This window comes from Nocardia sp. NPDC127526, assembly GCF_042672265.1.
Classification (GTDB): Bacteria; Actinomycetota; Actinomycetes; order Mycobacteriales; family Mycobacteriaceae; genus Nocardia.
On record NZ_JBHXVO010000002.1, the window covers coordinates 143,414 to 160,413 of the forward strand.

Sequence of the window (17,000 nt, forward strand, 5' to 3'; positions counted from 1 at the left end):
CTGGAGTTGCCGATGCCGCGAACCCAGCTACTGCTGCCGCTGCCGGTCCTGCTGACCCGGCGCGCGGCACGCCTGGGCGATGCGGTGGCCTTCCGGGACCGCTGGCGCACCATCGGATTCCGCGCCCTGGCCGACCGCACCGCGCGACTGGCCGGCCACCTCGGCGACGCCGGCCTGGTACGCGGCGAGCCGGTCCCGATCATGACCGGAAACCGGGTGGAGACCATCGAAGCCATGCTGGCGGTGGCCCGCGCCGGCGGCCTCGGCCTGCCCTTGCCGAGCTCCCGCCGCCTGCCGCAATCCGCCTCGCCCACGGCGCGTTTCGCATTCACCCTCGGTGACTACCCGGAGCTGCGGCACTATTCGGGCCGCACCGTCACCCTCGAGGACCTGGCCGCCACCGCACCGCGCCACCTGCCCCGCGATCTCGCCGATGTCGACCAACCGGCCTGGATCGTGCGCACCGGCGCCACCCAGCTCGTCGCCACCCAGCGCAGCACCGTCTGGTCGGTCCTGTCCTGCCTCGACCTGCTCCTCCCCCGCGACCGCGCCCCACTGCCGGTCCCGCTCCCCTACGGCTGCGCACACCTCATCTGCCTGCTCGCCGTCCTGGCCCTCGGCGGCTCGGCGCACTTGAGCTCCCCGCCGCTCGCGGACCCCACCGGCTACGCCCTCCTCGAGCACATCGACGCCCGCCGCGAAAACGGCGACGCGCGACCACACTTGGGCCTCACCACCCCCGCCGCAACCGCATCGAGCCTCGGCATTCGCGAGGGGACGCGGCTGAGCCCGATCCTCGATCAACCCGTACCCGATCGCATCGTCCACGGTGCGCACCCGCTCCCGGTCGAGATCGGCACGGATCTGCTCGGCCGTGTGCCCGGTTGACAACTGAGCACACAATCGCGTCGCCGCCCCATCGTCAACCGTCCCGTGCGCCTCGCAAGCCCCACTGGAAGCCGGGGCTTCCGAGGTGCACGGGACCGGCTTCAGAATTCATGCTCTACCTGGGCAGACAGAAAGTTCCGGAAAAGACTGGAACGGAATGCTTTGTTCCGCTAGTATGAGTATCAGAACGAAACATTCCGTTCAGGAATACGAGGAGAGACCAATGTCCGACATCCGCCCCTTCCGCATCGAGATCCCGCAGGCCGACCTGGATGACCTGAACTACCGCCTGGCCCACACCCGGTTCGCCGCCGAGCTTCCTGCCGAGAAGGTCGCGGGCAAGGTGGATCTCGGTATCCCGGTGCCGCCGGGCTGGGAGTACGGGGTGCCCGGCGCGTTCGTGCAGCCGCTCATCCAGCGGTGGCGCGATGAGTTCGATTGGCGCGCGGTGGAGAAGAAGCTCAACGCCTACCCGCACTTCGTCACCGAGATCGACGGGCAGACCATCCATTTCGTGCATGTGCGGTCGGAGAACCCGGAGGCGACCCCGCTCATGCTGACCCACGGCTGGCCGAGCTCGTTCGTGGAGTACCTGGGCCTGGTCGACAAGCTGACCGACGAATTCCACCTGGTGATCCCGTCCTACCCCGGGTTCGCCTTCTCCGGCCCGACCCAGGACATCGGCTGGACGCCCGAGCGGATGGCCGCCGCGTACGTCGAGCTCATGCGCCGGCTGGGTTACGAGCGGTACGGTGTGCACGGCAATGACGGCGGCGCCATCGTGTCGCCCGAAATGGGCCGTCTCGCACCGGAGAACGTGATCGGTGTGCACGTCAACCAGATCTTCTCCTTCCCCAAGGGCGAGCCGGGCGAGTTCGACGGGCTCAGCGAGCAGGATCTGGCGTTCATCCAGTTCGGGCAGAAGTTCCTGGAGCACTCCATCCACGACTTCACCCAGCGCGCCCAGCCGCACACCCTGGCCCACGGGCTGTCGGACTCCCCGTCCGGTCAGCTCGCCTGGAGCGGCCAGTTGCTGGGCACCCTCGATCCCGACGACATCCTCACCAATGTCGCGATCTACTGGTTCACCAACACCTCGGCCTCCTCGGCCCGGTTCTACTTCGAGAACGCCAAGGGCGCGCACGCCGGCGAACCCACCACCGTCCCGATCGGCCTGGCCTCCTTCGGTTACGACTTCAAGCCGCCGCGCAAGTTCGCCGATCGCGATCACGCCAATATCGTGCAGTGGAACGAGTACAGCGAAGGCGGTCACTGGGCCGCCTACGAGGTGCCCGACATCCTGGCCGCCGACATCCGCGGCTTCTTCGCGAAACTGAAGTAGGACAACCGAACCCGTCCGGCCCCCGTCGAATCAGCGGCGGGGGCCGGATCCGTTCCCGGTGCGCCGCAATTGCCTGGCCAGCCACAGCACCACACCGAAGCCGAAGGCCGCATCCGCATTGGACACCAGTGCGGAGGTCGGGAAGACAATGGCGTGGCGCAGGCCCGCATCGGCCTGCTCACGCAGGCGGGACAGGATCTCGCGAGGTGTGCCGATCAGCAGCCATTCGTACAGGACCTCGTCCGGGACCTCCGCAATCGCCTCGCGCACTTCGGTTCTGGTGAGTGTGTGCGGCATGAGATCGCGCAGGCCGCCGAAATCCTCCCCGAACGGATGTTTCGCGCCGCAGCGCGTCCATACCGTGCCCGGTGCGAACAAGCCGATATAGCGGACCGATGGCGCGCGCAGCAGCCGCCGGATGCCCGCCCGGGTGCGCGCGGTGACAATGGTGAACATCTGGGCGGGAACGATCTCCGCCGGATCACGCCCCGCGGCCCGGGCGGCTTCGTGGACCAGGGTCAGCTTCTGCCCGTACTCCTCCGGCGACAGCGATTCCCACGGATACCAGCCGTCGGCGTACCGCCCGGTCAGCGCGAGCATCCGCGGGCCGTGCGCACCGATCCAGATCTGCGGCATGCGCCCCGGCGGCGCGGTCAAATCCAATGGCGCACCGTCGAGTTGGTAGTACTTGCCGCTGAACTCGATCGGTTCCGTCGCGTTCAAGGCGGCCCGGATCAGCCGCAGCGCTTCCTCGAGCCGATCCACCGGACGATTCCAGGTGAACCCGTACGGATCGAGGTTCTCCCGCTCCCCCGACCCGAGCCCGAGAATGGGCGGCGCCTTCGTCATATGCGCCAGCGTGAGAAACGCCTGCGCCAGCAGGACCGGATGCCGCCGATGCGGATCGGTCACGCCCACACCCAATTGCACCCGCCCGGCGCCCGACGCCACATGCGCCAGCAGCGTGGCGAAATCGAACTGCTCGTCCGGACTCCGAATCCCCTTGGCCTGCGGCGTGAAATCGGTATCCCACACCGCCCGCGGGAACACCCCGATCAAGTGATCCGGCGTCAACAGCGAGTCCAACTGCCCGAACCTGGCCATCCGCACCGCCATCCGAGCCGCCCCCAATGGCGGATTGATCCCCGCGAGCGTCCCCACCTTGAACGAGGTCCGATCCTGCGAGCCCGACACGTTGGCCTCCTCTCCCCCAGCCCACGCGACCGGGCTGCACCGATTATCCCGTCGCACACCGTGTCTCGCCCGCCGATCGAGGTGTCGATCCATCACGTGACGGGCTCCCGGTAGGCCGACGACCTACCGGGACGCCGTGGCGGGTCAGTCGGCGGTGGTCGCTCGCCGATAGTCGGTTGTCATGAACTGCATCCAGGTGCCGTCCTCGCCGAGCATCTGTGACCGCAGCACCCAGTGGTCGTCATCGACGAATTCGACGATGTCCTGATAGCGGGCCGTCTTGTTGTCGTCGTCCATGGCCGGTCCCTCGGCATCGAGGGTCAGCACCGCGCCGCTCGGATCGCGCGCACCCTCGTACACGAACATGTGCGGCATCATCGACCCGAGCCAGGTGCCGACGTACTTCTCCCGTCTCGGGTCGTAGCCGAGAGTGAAACTCCAGGTCGCCGGCACACCATCCGGCGTCGTGCCGTGCCCCTCCGAGCGAACCCAGAAATCACCCAGCCCCGTGAACCGCTCGGCCCCGGTGGACTCCTCCTGCGGTTGCCCCGGACCCATCTCCATCCGGCCTGCGAAGACCCATTCGCCGATCAGCTTGTGCAGCCACTCGTGTTCGACCTGCGGCTTGGCCTCGTACATATCGTTCCTCCCTCGAGCGGAAGTCGTCGTAATGCCGTACCGTCATCCATCTTTCACCGCCCGCCCGGCGCGTCGCGGGCGAATCCCGCGATGATCTCGGTGCGGCCGGGCGGGTCAGCGACCGCTGCCGCATCCGACGTCATCACCGATCCCCCCGACATTTCGGGGTGTCCCTCGGCCTGTCCGCGTGCTGGACTGGAAGGGGGACCCGACGGGAGGTGGAGTCGTGGATTCGATCTTGTATTGGAATTCTGTTGCCCTGGAGGCGAATCGCGTCAGCCACAGCAATGGCGCGGGCGAGCAGACCGGGCCGCCGCTGAGTGCGCGGGCACACCGAGGAGCGGATGCTGATCGGCCTGTTCTGGACCTACGACGGCGCCAACGGCATCGGCACCCCACCACGGCTCTACAACCAGATCGTGCGCAAAGTGGCCGACCTTCGTCTCCGACGAACCCAACGGCACCACCGGGGACAACACCGGCACCGTGCGCCCGCGTCACGTCCGCACCTTCCCCGACGGGCTGCTGCAGATGATCATCGAGAACGGCCGCAGCCGCATCTGGCTCGGCGTCCACTGGGAATTCGACTTCGCCCCCAGACCATTCGGCATCGGCGGCCTGCCCCTCGGACTCGCCGTCGCCAACGACATCTTCGACACCGGGATGCGGAAGTCTACGGTGGGACCGCGCTGAGCTGCTCTCACGGCCAGAAGCCCCGGTACAGCAGGTAGCAGCCGAACGTCAAGGCCAGCGACATGTAGAGGTAGACGACCACGGCGTGGTCGTTGGTCTTGCGGGCCGCGGTGCGCGCGAAGCCGAGTTCGAAGAACCGGACGAAGCTCTTGAGCACATTGACCCATCCCATCGCGGTCAGCACGCCGACCAGTCCCCACTCCCATCGGTGTTCCACCGCAAGCGATCCCGCGCCCGTGGCGAGGCTGAGCAGGCCGGACATGATTACGAACTGCTCGTTCTCCTTGACTCGCAACAGCGCGTCGTAGAACTGCCGGCTGGTGAGCGCCGGTAGATAGGTGCCCACGGTGATCAGGCCCCAGAAGATTGCCAATGCGTGTGAGTCCACAGGCCCCCTATGGTCGCTCGGTTCGCTCGCCGGCGGTGCCGCGAGCTGACTTACCGGAAGGTAAGTGTAGCGCTTACCTTCCGGTAAGTCAGCTAAAGTTGTCGAGTGGCTCGCTCAACCCCCTCCACCAGAGAGCGCATCCAAGAGGTGGCGCTCGAGATGTTCGCCCGGCAGGGTGTCCAGCGAACCAGCCTGCAGGACATCGCGAATCGTCTGGGCATCACGAAACCCGCTCTCTACTACCACTTCTCCTCACGCGATGATCTGGTTCGCAGCATCGTGAACCCGCTGATCCAGGAGGGGGAGGAACTCGTGGCACGGCACGAGCAGCGAGACCCCGTCGTGGTCTCCGAACTACTGGAGGACTATTTCGACTTCCACTACCGCCACCGCGAGAAACTGATGCTCGTTCTCACCGAGCTGCGGATTCTGGGAGAAATCGAATCCATCGATGCCGCGCTGGACTGGCGTCGACGACTGGTCGGGCTCGTCTTCGGGCCGGAGCCCACCCTCGATCAGGCGGCCCGGGCGATCATGGCATTCGGCGGAATCCAGGACTGCTGCCTGCAATTGCCCGACGCCCCCCACCAGCGACTGCGCACGGCCGCGGTCGACGCCGCGCTCACGGTGCTCGGCGCGGCGGCGTAGGACGATTGTCCCGGGTGGTCCACAATCATTCGCAACACATCGAGCCAGGTGGGAAAGGGTACGCACATGGTGAACCAGCACCGGGACCTGGCCGGCGCTCAAGGCGAGCACTGGCAGTCCACGTATGCGGCCCATCCCGGAATGTACGGCGATCAGCCCTCGATGCCCGCCGTCCACGCCGCCCGATTGTTCCACGACGCTCACGTCTCCGATGTGCTCGAACTCGGTTCCGGGCACGGTCGCGACACCCTGTACTTCGCCCGTCAAGGATTCTCCGTGGTAGCCGCCGATTTCAGCTCCGTCGGCTTGGACCAACTGCAATACGCCGCACGCCACCAGGGCATCGCCGAGCGTGTCACGACCGTGGTCCACGACGTGCGTGAGCCGCTCCCGCTGCCCGACGCCTCGGTGGATGCGGCCTTCGCGCACATGTTGCTGTGTATGGCATTGTCCACCAGCGAGATTCACGCGCTCGTCGGGGAGGTGCGTCGTGTGCTCCGCCCCGGCGGCCATTTTGTCTACACCGTCCGCCATACCGGCGACGCCCATTACGGCGCAGGGACCGCGCACGGTGACGACATCTACGAACATGGCGGCTTCGCCGTCCACTTCTTCGACCGAGCCCTGGTCGACAGCCTTGCCGAGGACTGGAGGGTGGTCGGCATCGACGCCTTCGAGGAAGGCGAACTGCCACGTCGGCTGTGGCGTGTCACGATGCGGCTTCCCGTGTAGCGGAAGGCGGTTGGGCTGCCGACCCCGTCAAGGTGCCCGCTCCCGCCTGCGATCGCGGCGCCTACACAGAGTCGATGGGTAGGTAGCGAGAAGGACATTGGGCGGCATACATTGTCGTTTTTCCGGCACGTTAGGTCATGGGGACCGGTCGGTTGTGGGCGTAGATTTCGAAGTGCCGACACCCCCGAACAACACCGCGTCGGCAACCCCTCGATTGCCCGCTCTGCGCCTAGCTCCCAGAGCGGGCTTTCCTCGTCCGCACCTGTGCTCGCGCCGTTTGCACACGCACCGGCCGTCGGCACGAGCGGCTGCTGCGGCGGCGCTGACGCAGCAACCGTCCCCTCTCTCCCGTGACGGAACAACACCCACCTGACTTGCTCCGCAACGAAAAGCTATTCAACGCACCGGATTCGGCGGAACCGATTCCGCGTAGACGTTTTTGCGCACAAGCCCCAGGCATGCCCATGGGACTTCGATTGCAGCTATCACCGGTCGGTCGAGCGAGCCTGACGTTTCACCTCGCCGGGCTGCATGCCGAACCGAGCAGCGAACGAGGCTCTGAAACCACTCAACGAGTTGTAGCCCGACGACATTGCGACATCCACGATCGCCTGCCTGTTGTCCGGGTCGGCGAGCCGCTCGTAGGCTCGCTGCAGCCGGGTTTCCCGCAACTGCTCACCAGGCGTCTTCCCGCCGACGGTTTTCATCGCAATCTCGAGCTGCCGCCGTGAGCATCCCAGACTGTCGGCCAGCGCCTGCACCGACAGACGCGAATCATCGCTGTACAACTCGATACGCCGACGAGCGTCCGCGTCCAGCCTGGCGTAAACATCCAGCTGCGGAGCCCGCTGCTCATCGATCGCCCCCGCGACCAGATCGATCAGCGCCCTGCTGATCGAAATGAACTCCGCCTCCGTCAACTCCCATCGCTCGGCGGCAAGGTTGTCGGCGAGCATCCGAACGGTTCGCAGCACAGCATTCTGCGGCCGTAAACCCAACCGTCCCCAGGGATCACGAACAGGCGGCAGCACGTACGAGGGAAGGCTGACCAGGTACCCGTGAAATCCCTCGTCATTCGACATCCGCACACCTTGACGACAACGAACGACACCCATCTCCCCCGGCCCCAATTCCACGGCATGACCGGCCTGGAGCAGCCTCATCCGGCCACTGAGCGCGATGTACAACCGGGCGCTGTCATCGCCTTCCGACACGGCGACCCTGTCGCTGCGATCGTAAGTCACAGCACCGGAGGTGAACTCGATCAACTGCAGCTGATCGGGATCCCTGTTCCATTTCGCCAGGGCCCGCTGCGTCCAGGTCTTTCCCCAGAAGTCCTTCGGGGACCCGAACCGCGTCGCAGCAAGGCCCTGACTGTCATCGATGAAACCGCGCCAGATATCGGTCCGATCCCCCGCGGAAAACTCCGCACCCAGAGAAGCCTGACAAAGGTCGTAGGACAACCCCGAGTCCTTCGCCCACGACTCCACCGCCATCGCGCCAACCTCACTCTTCATGAACAGCCGGCCGCGCACGGTTGCGCCACTGTTCAGCCTCGCAGTAATCGTAAGCAACACACGAGATCCCATGCATAGACGCGGCTAGACCTTGGGTGTTGCTCGCATGCCGGCGTAGCAGCACTGGGTGCCGTCCTTCAGGGTGGTGAAGACCACCGGCATGTAGTCCTCACTGAAGGAGGGTCCGGCGCCGGAGGCGGCGAAGATGTTCTCGGAGTAGGGTTCGAGTTCCATTTCCAGCGGCGGTGACATGTCCTTCATGCCGTCGACGAATTCGTAACGCAGGTGGCCCTTTCCGTGCTCGCCGCGGGTGACGGTGATGACGACGCCCTCGCGCCGGTACGTGCCCAGGAACGGTGTGATGTCCACGGTGATGGGCGGGTCCGCGGGGGCGAAGGCGGGGGGCATGCGCACGCCGGCGAGGGCGGCGAGCAGCTCTCGATAGAGGTCGCCGTAGAGCTGGCGGGCGCCGCCGCCGTTGGTCATCAACGCGACGATCACCCCGGCCTCGGGGACCACCCGCAGGTAGGCGTACTGGCCGACGGCGGCGCCGTCGTGGCCGTAGCCACGGATTCCGTTCCAGTCGTACAGGGTCCAGCCCAGCCCCCAGGCATCGGAGTTGACGCTCCATTTGTCGGGGGTGTCGACCTCGTGCTGTTGCATGGCGGTCACCGCGTCGGCGGCCAGCACCCGCGTGCCGTCCGCGGCGACGCCGCCGTCGAGGTGCATTTTCGCGAACCGGACCATGTCGCCGGCGGTCGTGATCACCCGTCCGGCCGGGCCCATGGACCGGGGCATGAGGTCCCACAGCGGCGCCGGGTCCGGATCGGCGCCCGGATCGCCGAGGTGCGACATGGCGACCCGGAAGCGCAGCGCCTCCTCGGGCAGGGTCATCAGCTGCCCGAGACCGAGCGGGGCGGCCAAATGGTCCCGGATCGCCTGATCCCATGTGGTGCCGCGCAGTACCTCGATGATGCGGGCGAGCACCATGAATCCGGTGCCCGCGTAGGACGTGTTGCCCGGCGGGCAGTCCAGCGGAATGGACCGCAGTGCGGCAACGTATTTCTCCAGGTTGTCGTCGCCGCGCCCGGTGTCGTGATTGAAATCGTTTGTCAGACCGCCGGTATGGCTGAGCAGCTGGCGGACGGTGATGACCTTCGTCGCCTCCGGATCCGGTGTCGCGAACTCCGGCAGCACATCCACCACCCGCGCGTCCAGATCCAGCAGGCCCTCCCCCACCAGCTGCATGATCAGGGTCGCGGTGTAGACCTTGGCGATCGAGCCGGACAGGAACACCGAATCGGTGGTGACCTCGACCCCGGTGCCGCGGTGCAGCACACCGCTGGCCAGCTCGAAGATCTCGCCATCGACCAGCACCGCCAGCTGCGCCCCGGGCACGTGATGCGCCGCGCGCAACTCGTCCAGTCGTTGCTGCCAGCGGCTCGCGGAGAAACCCCCGCCCTGCGAATCAGCCGTCCCCCAGGCGCCTTTCGCCTTCCAGGCGCCCCTGTCGTCCCAAGTAACCTTGTCGGACATCGTCTTTCCTTTCGATCATGTGTTGATAGAGCCCGTGCGGCCGCTGTCGCCGCGGCCCCCGGTCAGTCGAGGGTCTGGTAAGCGGTGGTCCAGAAGTCCTGGGACAGGCGCAGCGTGCCCGGTGCGTCCATGGCGGACTGGGTCAGCAGGATTCCGATGAACCGGTTGGCCGGATCCGCGAAGGCGGAGGTGCCGAGACCCCCGTCCCAGCCGAACTGGCCGATGCTCGCGTAGTCGCAGCGAACGGTGCGCACGGCCATGCAGAAACCGAAACCGCCTTGGCTGCCGAAACCCGCGGCGCCCTCGGTGCCGAACAGTTCGTCCTTGCCGACGCGCTGCTCGGGGGTCAGGTGATCGGTGGTCATCAGTTCGACCGCGGGGCGGGACAGAATGCGCGTGCCGCGGTGAGTGCCCTTGTTCAGCATCATGCGGTAGAAGGCCAGATAGTCGTCGGCGGTCGAGACCAGGCCGCCACCGCCGGATTCGAAAGCCGGTGGGCGCAGCCCGTCCTTCGACAGGGGCCGACCGCCCGCGATGTCCGTGCCGGCATTCCAGTTACCCCGGGCATCCCAGGTCAATTCTGTCGACATCGAGTTCCTCCATCAGTTCCGCACACTGTGCGCTATGCCGAACACTGTACGTGACGCCGAACAGTGTACGCAATCCGTGTTCTAGTGAAGCTCACAGCCGTGTGACCCGCGAATCGCCATGGGAGAGTCTCGAACTACGCTCCGACGGTGTCTCGATTCCATTCGGCGGTTTACGCGACGCCGGACCGAGCGGCCGCCATTGCCGACCCGGCCGGCTCGGCGCGCTGGCGCGGCGACGTCCTGCTGCGCCCGGGCGTCCTCGCCTTCAGCGGATCGATCGGCGCGACCGGCAGGCACGCCCACCACGCCGTCCAGGTCATGATCAGCACCAGCCCTGTCGCCGTCGCCGGCGACCACGCCGAGTACTCCGGCACGCACATGATCATCCCCGCCGATGCCCCGCACCGGATTCTCCTCGGCGCCGCAACGGGTATCGCGGTATTCCTCGACCCGGACAGCATCGCCGGACGTGCTGCCGCGCACCGCGCCCACGGCGCCGGCTGGTCCGGCGGGCCACAGTTGCCACTACCCGATCACGATGCGCCGCTCGCCGCGACGGTCGCCGAGCTCATGACGGCATTGGCGCCGGGCGCGGCCGACCCTGGCGCCGACCGCCACCCGGCCGTGGTCGCCGCACTGGAATGTTTACCGGCCGCCGTCGCCGCCGGGACCATCAACACCACCGAACTCGCTGCCCGCGTCGGCATTTCAGCGAGCAGACTCACCCACCTGTTCACCGCCCAGGTCGGGCTGCCGCTGCGGCGCTACGTGCTCTGGCTGCGCCTGGTGATCGCCAGAAACGCGGTGGCCGACGGCGCCGGCCTCACCACCGCCGCACATGCCGCCGGATTCGCCGACAGTGCGCATCTGACCCGCACCTGCCGTGAGATCTTCGGTCTCCCGCCGTCGGCGCTGAGCCGGAACCTCGCCTGGCACAACGATTCGCGATAGCCGAATCGTTCAAGCCGGATGCGGCATCGAGCAAGCACGCTCGACCCCATGCACACGACAACACTGTCCTCGATGCAGCGCATCACCCGATACGCCTATGTACCGTTCATGCTGCTCGGGCTCAACGGACTCGGCATCGCCCTCACCGCCGCGGGAGCGCCGAAATACTGGCTGCTCGCGATCCTGGCTGTCGCGATCACGACTTCGTTTCTCGCCGAACGGATCATCCCGTACGAGGGAGACTGGAACCACGACCTCGGCGACAGCCGCCGCGATCGCATCCACGCGGTGGTCAACGAATCCCTGATCCTGGTCAGCGTCGCCGCCATCCCCCTGCTCGCCGCGATCGTCCCCGCTCCCGCAATCTGGCCGCGCGACTGGCCCTTCGCGCTCCAGGTCGTGGCGGCCGTCCTGATCGCCGACTTCGGCATCACCACGGTGCATCTGGCCAGCCACAAGATCGGGCTACTGTGGCGATTCCACGCCGTGCACCACAGCGTCACCCGCTTCTACGGGCTCAATGGCCTGATGAAACATCCCGTGCACCAAGCCATTGAAATGGCCGCCGGCGTCGCTCCCCTGATCCTCATCGGCCTCCCCGTCGAAGTCGCCTCCGTCCTCGCCCTCACCGTCGCGATCCAGCTGCTGCTCCAGCATTCCAATGCCGACTACCGCGTCGGCCCCGCCAAATACGTCCTCGCCCTCAACGAGGGCCACCGCTTCCACCACCTCAAATGGGCCGGCATCGGCGACGTCAATTTCGGCCTGTTCACCCTGCTCTGGGATCACCTCTACCGCACCTACTCCTACGATCCCGGCCGCCGCTTCACCACCGAACACCTCGGCATGGCAGCGAAACCCGACTATCCGGTCGACTACGCCCGGCAACTGACCTACCCGTTCACACCCGCCGGCGCCTGCGAGATCACCACCCCGAAGTAGCCGGACACACGCCGAACTCGCACTTCACGCCCGGTGATTGCGCAGCGACCCCGCGCCGATCCGGACCATTGCGATCCGCATCACAGTGTGTAATAGTCACCACCCAATGGTGAGACTACCTAGTCTCACAATCTCACCGTTTGGATGAAGAACGGGTCGATGCCGACTCCGCGCACCGATTGCACCGCGCGGACTCGGTGCACGGCAATCACGACACCCTGCAGTGCACGGCGGCTTTCCCGTACGGGCTGGACCTGCCGGTGGGGGTGAACACCTACTTCCCGGCCGATATCGCGAGCATGGATGCCGCGCCGCTGATCGTTCTCACCGGCGGAATCACCTCCAACCCGGGCAATTACGATGCGCTGGCCCGGCTCTTCACCAGCCACGGCTTCGTCGTGTCCGTGCCCTACGACTTCTTCAACTCGCTGCCCGAGATGCCCGCGCTGGGCCCGGCGGCGGCCATCGCCCAGCATCGGGACGCGAATTCACCGCTGTTCGGCAAGGTCGACACAACGAGAAGTGTTCGCCCCCTTGGGCATCGATCGCGACAACTGGATCTGGCTGCGCGACCGCAGCGGAAATACCGCCGTCAACGGCGGCTTGGGCCATGCGTCCCGACGACCTGGCCCGCCTCATGCTCCAACAGGGCCGCTGGAGCCACGAACAGCTCCTCGACCCCGACTACATCCGCCACCATCCTCCTCGGCGTCGGCCCCTACGCCTCCACCGCCTGCAACATCCTGTGGTGCAACGGCAAACCCGTTCCCGCCGATGTCTTCCGCCTACTCCTCGATCTCAGCACCCAATCCGCGAACGCCCTTGGCGCCCTCGGCAACACACCGCGCTGAACGCCCCCTCCCAGGAGTTCGAGCGACCACCGAGATGCGCGCCGGCGCCACGGCGGCGGTGGACACCTTCCTGCGCGCTTACGGGGAGTGATGCCGCCTCCGTCGTGAATTCTGTTGCCTAGCATCGGTTTCATGACATTGTCCTATGTTGTCACCGGTGGTGGACGCGGCATCGGCCGCGCGATTGTGGAGCGGTTATTGTCCCGGCGGCATGCGGTCGTGGTCATCGAGCGCGACGAGGAGGCCCTGGCGTGGGTGAGCGGGCAGCTCACCGTGGTGGCAGGGGACGCGGGGTCGGATCAGGTCACCGAGCATGCCGCGGACCGTGCGCAGGAGGTCGGCATGCTCGCCGGGTGGGTGAACAACGCGGCCGTATTCCAGGACGCGTCGCTGGATTCCGATGACGCAGAACGGGTTCTCGACCTGATCGACGCGAACCTGCGTCCCGCTGTCATCGGTTGCCGCACCGCTGTCCGCCGATTCCTGGCAGCCGGCACAGGCGGATCCATCGTGAACATCAGCTCCCACCAGGCCCGCCGCGCAGTGCCCGGAGCGCTGCCCTACAGCACCGCCAAGGCCGCGATCGAAGGACTGACCCGTGCGCTGGCCGTGGAACACGGCCGCCACGGCATCCGGGTCAACGCGGTCGCGCCGGGCACCGTCGCCACGGAACGCTTCGCGGACTATATGTCTGCCCTCTCCCCCGAGGCCGCAATGTCGGTCGAGCACGACATCGCCGCACTGCACCCACTGGGCCGCGCCGCCACCGCCGATGAAATCGCCGCCGCCGTCGAGTTCCTGCTCTCCGCGGACGGCGGCTTCATCAATGGCGCAACGGTGCCGGTCGACGGCGGCCGCGCGGCCTTGGGTCTCGATCCCGAAGCCCGCTTGGCGTAGCAGGCGGCGCAGGTAGGTGGTGAGGGCGAAAGGGTCGGGTCATCGGGTGTCTCGGATCGCATGGGTTCCAGGAGCAAGTGGTGGATGATGGCGCCGTTGAGCATGTCCTGGCAATTCGCCTGCACCGCTTGCGGATACCTGGAAATGTAGGCAGGGTTCGGCAAGATCGAAATCGAGGAGGTTCGTGATGTCAGCCGGTTCGTTGTCCCGTGTCGCGTCCAGTTGTTTCGCCAGTGCCGCAGCGCTTTTCGTGTTGGCGCCCACCGTCGCGGCGGATCCGCCCGAATGGGAGGTCCCCAAAACCTGCTCCGGGGTCTTCCTGACCAGCGATGGCTCGGCCGAGGTCGAATCGTGCATCTACCGCTACGAAGGGGCGCTCGTGGCGTACGGAAGCCTCACCTCCAAGACCGGTGGTTCCACCATCGAGAACTGCACCATGGTGGTGAAGGTGATCGACAAGGACGCGTACACAACAGGATCGAACGAGGAAGTCGCGACCAGCGCGCCGATGCCCTGCTTCAACGGAAGCTACCCCTCGCCGCCACTGCGGAGCGACAAACAAGCAGTCGTCGCGGGCCATCGCTATGCCAGCTATACGGAGATCACCAAAGACGGCAAGGGCCTGATCCGGATCTACAGTCCGGACTTGGTGCCCTAGCCTGCCGATCCGGTCGGCCGCCAACCGGCTAGGGGTTCTCCTCGAGGGTCAAGCCGTAATAGTCGACGTGGTAGTCGCCCACCCGCTGGGCATGGTCGCTCAGGCTGAGGTCTCGAGGGGAGGCGACACCCAGGCCGCGCAGGGTGTCGACCATCATCCGGGCCAGGCGGGAGCCGTCCACCTCGCCGATACCGAAATCCCCGGAGTGGTAGGGCGCTTCGATCCAGTGGTCGAGGGCCGCCGGGCGGGTGGTGTGCGGAATCCACCCGCAGGAACCCGGATCGGCGATGTCCTCGCCGAGTTCCTCTGTGTCGTAGACGATCTCCAGTCGCTCGCCGCAGGCCAGGTGGAACACGACGGGGCCGTAGGTGCCGGGCACCCGGGCATGGAAGCCCAGGTCCAGCTCGATGCCGAGGGCATGGGTCTCCGCGGGGAGGGCGCCGAGGAAGTCGCCCAGGGCGCGAGCGAAGATGTCCCAGTCGTCGGTGTGCCAGCGGCCCGGGAAGCCCAGGCCCGCGTTGGCGGGGTCGCGGTTGGCGCCGACGGCGTAGGGCTCGCCATGTCCTTGCCGCCAGAACCAGTTCTCCACCGGATCGGTCGGCTGGAGCAACAGCTCGGGGCCGCGCTCGCCGGCGTGCAGTTCCAGTGTGTTCTCCCGCTGGCGCCAGCGCAGGAATGGGCTGCCCCACAACGGGGCCGAGTCGTAGAACGGCCCGGGATCGCCGTACGCACCCATGATGGAGGCCCGGCCGAACTCTCGAGTCAGCGCCTCGGCCACCGTCCGGAAGGCCGCGGCCTTTCCCACCGCACCGTCCTCCGGGAGCGCGACGGGCACGTACAACCCCACGAACTCCTCACCGCCATGCACAAAGTCCTTCTCGAAGCGGCCCACCGGGCGCAGCCGAGCCGCCCACTGCGGAGCGGCATTCGGTTCCGCGACCGCGACCAGCCGCGGTCCGGAGACGTCATCCTGCCACCGCCAACCGAGGCCGTCCGCGATCACTCGCAGCGCCGCCTCGCTCCAGCCGCCGGTCTCCGCGCCGCGTAGTTGCCGCGCGAGATCGACCACACGCGCGTTGTCCCGGTCCACCGTCATTCCGAACTCCCCGTTCCGTTGCATGTCCATGGGGAACACTGCCATACAGCCTCGTTCCTCGGTCGATGCGATGCGGCTACGGTTGCGGGACAACAGGTTCGGGTCGCTCGGAACCGACTCCCGACAGGGTCAGCCGGAGGTAGCGGTGCGGGTGGGTGCACAGGTGCGCAGGAAGGGATTCCGGGCACGGGGGTGTCGGGGATCGGGCGATCGGGGGGTCGCGGGGCCGGCGGACACCGCGGACGCCATGATCGACTCCCACCACGGGTGCAATGGGCTCGGGTCGGGCCAGCGCACCACCGAGGCGTCCGATTCCTGGTGCGTGGTGCGGTCGATGTCAGAAGTTGTGGTGCTCATGGGTGTTTTCGCGGTGGGTTGCGAGCGGGGTAGCGGAGGTCGTCGTTCCGGGGTCGCGTGGGGCGGGTATCGCCCCACGCGAGAACCCTTGGTGCGCAATGTTCGACAGGCATCACCTCACTTTCGCGAGCCGATGACCCGGGCCGGTCAGGCGTTGATGGCCTGGCGGTCGTGCTCGCGGGTGATCTCGATCTTGCGGGGCTTGGCCTTCTCCGCGACCGGCACGGTCAAGCGCAGCACGCCGTCGCGGTAGTCGGCGCGGATGGCCTCGGTGTCGAGATTCTCTCCCAGGAACAGCTGGCGGGAGAACACGCCGCGGGTGCGTTCGGCGGCAATCATCGACCGGCCCTGATCCAGTTGCGGGCGTGCGGCTTTCACGGTCACCACATTGCGTTCGACATCGAGGTCGAGGGAGTCCGGGTCGATGCCGGGCAGATCGAACTCGACGAAGAACTCGTCCCCGTCGCGCCAGGCGTCCATCGGCATGACCGCCGGACGCGCGGGGGTACCGAAGACCTGCTGGGTCAGGCGATCCAGGTCACGGAAGGGATCGGTACGGATCAACATGGTCGCCACCTCCGGTTCACTCCATTCTCGATTGAAGGAAGCTCAGATAATCTCTGTCATCTGACAGAGATAATTTTTAGCACTCGACCCCATCGAGTGCAAGTAGGAACGAGAGATAATCTTCAGTGAGTCGGTCATGAGCGAAGAACGGGAGGCGCGGCAGATGCCGGGACACGGACAGGGCCATCTGCCACGGGCCGGGCAGGCGGTGTACGCGATATCGGTGGCCGCCGAACTCGCCGGCGTCGGCGTGCAGACGCTGCGCCTCTACGAACAGCACGGACTGATCACCCCGGTCCGCAGCAGCGGCGGCACTCGCCGCTACAGCGGCGACGATCTCGCCCGCCTGGCCCGTATCACCGCCCTGACCGGGCAGGGAATCAACCTCGCAGGGATCGCGCGCATCCTCGACCTCGAAGACGCCAATGCCGCGTTGCGCGCGAGCAACGCCGCCCTCGCCGCCGAACAGGCCCACCGCCCGCAATCGGGACCGCCGCACTCCTGACGGTCATCG

Annotated in this window: 20 protein-coding genes; 12 read left to right on the plus strand and 8 right to left on the minus strand. The window is 66.8% G+C overall.

Features of this window, described 5'->3' with window-relative positions:
• Positions 1-12: 12 nt before the first annotated feature.
• Positions 13-888, plus strand: a complete 876-nt coding sequence (locus ACFVIV_RS03740) for an AMP-binding protein (RefSeq protein ID WP_379193239.1) — start codon at positions 13-15, stop codon at positions 886-888.
• A gap of 223 nt (positions 889-1,111) precedes the next feature.
• Positions 1,112-2,230: an epoxide hydrolase family protein gene (locus tag ACFVIV_RS03745; protein ID WP_379193240.1), complete on the plus strand. Its 1,119-nt coding sequence runs from the start codon at positions 1,112-1,114 to the stop codon at positions 2,228-2,230.
• A gap of 30 nt (positions 2,231-2,260) precedes the next feature.
• Here ACFVIV_RS03745 and ACFVIV_RS03750 read toward each other — a convergent pair whose 3' ends face one another.
• Together ACFVIV_RS03750 and ACFVIV_RS03755 are read right to left on the minus strand one after the other, a co-directional pair.
• Positions 2,261-3,424 carry an LLM class flavin-dependent oxidoreductase gene (locus ACFVIV_RS03750; protein WP_379193241.1) on the minus strand — a complete coding sequence of 388 codons (1,164 nt, stop codon included), beginning with the start codon at positions 3,422-3,424 and terminating at the stop codon, positions 2,261-2,263.
• Positions 3,425-3,568: 144 nt separating this feature from the next.
• Positions 3,569-4,063 carry a DUF1579 domain-containing protein gene (locus ACFVIV_RS03755; RefSeq protein ID WP_379193242.1) on the minus strand — a complete coding sequence of 165 codons (495 nt, stop codon included), beginning with the start codon at positions 4,061-4,063 and terminating at the stop codon, positions 3,569-3,571.
• Positions 4,064-4,289: 226 nt separating this feature from the next.
• Here ACFVIV_RS03755 and ACFVIV_RS03760 point away from each other — a divergent pair, with 226 nt between their 5' ends.
• Entirely contained in the window at positions 4,290-4,598 is a 309-nt protein-coding gene (locus tag ACFVIV_RS03760; RefSeq protein WP_379193243.1) for a hypothetical protein, read from the plus strand.
• On the plus strand, positions 4,550-4,756 hold the full coding sequence (locus ACFVIV_RS03765; protein ID WP_379193703.1) for a hypothetical protein: 207 nt from the start codon (positions 4,550-4,552) through the stop codon (positions 4,754-4,756). The genes ACFVIV_RS03760 and ACFVIV_RS03765 overlap by 49 nt, the downstream gene beginning before the upstream one ends.
• A gap of 7 nt (positions 4,757-4,763) precedes the next feature.
• Here the strand turns inward: ACFVIV_RS03765 and ACFVIV_RS03770 are convergent, their stop codons facing one another.
• Positions 4,764-5,129: a hypothetical protein gene (locus tag ACFVIV_RS03770; protein ID WP_379193244.1), complete on the minus strand. Its 366-nt coding sequence runs from the start codon at positions 5,127-5,129 to the stop codon at positions 4,764-4,766.
• A 120-nt stretch (positions 5,130-5,249) separates the two neighbouring features.
• Here ACFVIV_RS03770 and ACFVIV_RS03775 point away from each other — a divergent pair, with 120 nt between their 5' ends.
• Together ACFVIV_RS03775 and ACFVIV_RS03780 are read left to right on the plus strand one after the other, a co-directional pair.
• The gene (locus tag ACFVIV_RS03775) at positions 5,250-5,792 is read left to right on the plus strand and encodes a TetR/AcrR family transcriptional regulator (RefSeq protein ID WP_379193245.1); all 543 of its coding nucleotides are present in this window, start codon (positions 5,250-5,252) and stop codon (positions 5,790-5,792) included.
• Between the two features lie 66 nt (positions 5,793-5,858).
• Positions 5,859-6,524, plus strand: a complete 666-nt coding sequence (locus ACFVIV_RS03780) for a class I SAM-dependent methyltransferase (RefSeq protein WP_379193246.1) — start codon at positions 5,859-5,861, stop codon at positions 6,522-6,524.
• A gap of 485 nt (positions 6,525-7,009) precedes the next feature.
• On the opposite strand, the gene ACFVIV_RS03785 is transcribed toward ACFVIV_RS03780, so the two are convergent.
• The 3 genes from ACFVIV_RS03785 to ACFVIV_RS03795 form a co-directional block, all read right to left on the minus strand.
• Entirely contained in the window at positions 7,010-8,101 is a 1,092-nt protein-coding gene (locus ACFVIV_RS03785) for a helix-turn-helix domain-containing protein (protein ID WP_379193247.1), read from the minus strand.
• A 24-nt stretch (positions 8,102-8,125) separates the two neighbouring features.
• Positions 8,126-9,577: a serine hydrolase domain-containing protein gene (locus ACFVIV_RS03790; RefSeq protein WP_379193248.1), complete on the minus strand. Its 1,452-nt coding sequence runs from the start codon at positions 9,575-9,577 to the stop codon at positions 8,126-8,128.
• 62 nt (positions 9,578-9,639) lie between these two features.
• Entirely contained in the window at positions 9,640-10,167 is a 528-nt protein-coding gene (locus tag ACFVIV_RS03795) for a serine hydrolase (RefSeq protein WP_379193249.1), read from the minus strand.
• A 147-nt stretch (positions 10,168-10,314) separates the two neighbouring features.
• On the opposite strand from ACFVIV_RS03795, the gene ACFVIV_RS03800 reads away from it, so the two are divergent.
• The 5 genes from ACFVIV_RS03800 (at position 10,315) to ACFVIV_RS03820 (ending at position 14,466) form a co-directional block, all read left to right on the plus strand.
• Positions 10,315-11,118: a helix-turn-helix domain-containing protein gene (locus tag ACFVIV_RS03800; protein ID WP_379193250.1), complete on the plus strand. Its 804-nt coding sequence runs from the start codon at positions 10,315-10,317 to the stop codon at positions 11,116-11,118.
• Between the two features lie 48 nt (positions 11,119-11,166).
• Entirely contained in the window at positions 11,167-12,060 is an 894-nt protein-coding gene (locus tag ACFVIV_RS03805; protein WP_379193251.1) for a sterol desaturase family protein, read from the plus strand.
• Between the two features lie 140 nt (positions 12,061-12,200).
• Complete coding sequence (locus ACFVIV_RS03810) at positions 12,201-12,911, plus strand: hypothetical protein (protein ID WP_379193252.1); 711 nt, start codon at positions 12,201-12,203, stop codon at positions 12,909-12,911.
• A gap of 132 nt (positions 12,912-13,043) precedes the next feature.
• The gene (locus tag ACFVIV_RS03815; protein ID WP_379193253.1) at positions 13,044-13,808 is read left to right on the plus strand and encodes an SDR family NAD(P)-dependent oxidoreductase; all 765 of its coding nucleotides are present in this window, start codon (positions 13,044-13,046) and stop codon (positions 13,806-13,808) included.
• A gap of 187 nt (positions 13,809-13,995) precedes the next feature.
• The gene (locus tag ACFVIV_RS03820; protein WP_379193254.1) at positions 13,996-14,466 is read left to right on the plus strand and encodes a hypothetical protein; all 471 of its coding nucleotides are present in this window, start codon (positions 13,996-13,998) and stop codon (positions 14,464-14,466) included.
• Positions 14,467-14,494: 28 nt separating this feature from the next.
• Here ACFVIV_RS03820 and ACFVIV_RS03825 read toward each other — a convergent pair whose 3' ends face one another.
• Together ACFVIV_RS03825 and ACFVIV_RS03830 are read right to left on the minus strand one after the other, a co-directional pair.
• On the minus strand, positions 14,495-15,607 hold the full coding sequence (locus ACFVIV_RS03825) for a hypothetical protein (protein ID WP_379193255.1): 1,113 nt from the start codon (positions 15,605-15,607) through the stop codon (positions 14,495-14,497).
• 459 nt (positions 15,608-16,066) lie between these two features.
• A complete protein-coding gene (locus ACFVIV_RS03830; RefSeq protein WP_379193256.1) occupies positions 16,067-16,486 on the minus strand; it encodes an Hsp20/alpha crystallin family protein in 420 nt (139 codons plus the stop codon).
• A gap of 163 nt (positions 16,487-16,649) precedes the next feature.
• Here ACFVIV_RS03830 and ACFVIV_RS03835 point away from each other — a divergent pair, with 163 nt between their 5' ends.
• The gene (locus ACFVIV_RS03835; RefSeq protein ID WP_379193681.1) at positions 16,650-16,991 is read left to right on the plus strand and encodes a MerR family transcriptional regulator; all 342 of its coding nucleotides are present in this window, start codon (positions 16,650-16,652) and stop codon (positions 16,989-16,991) included.
• Positions 16,992-17,000 lie beyond the last annotated feature (9 nt).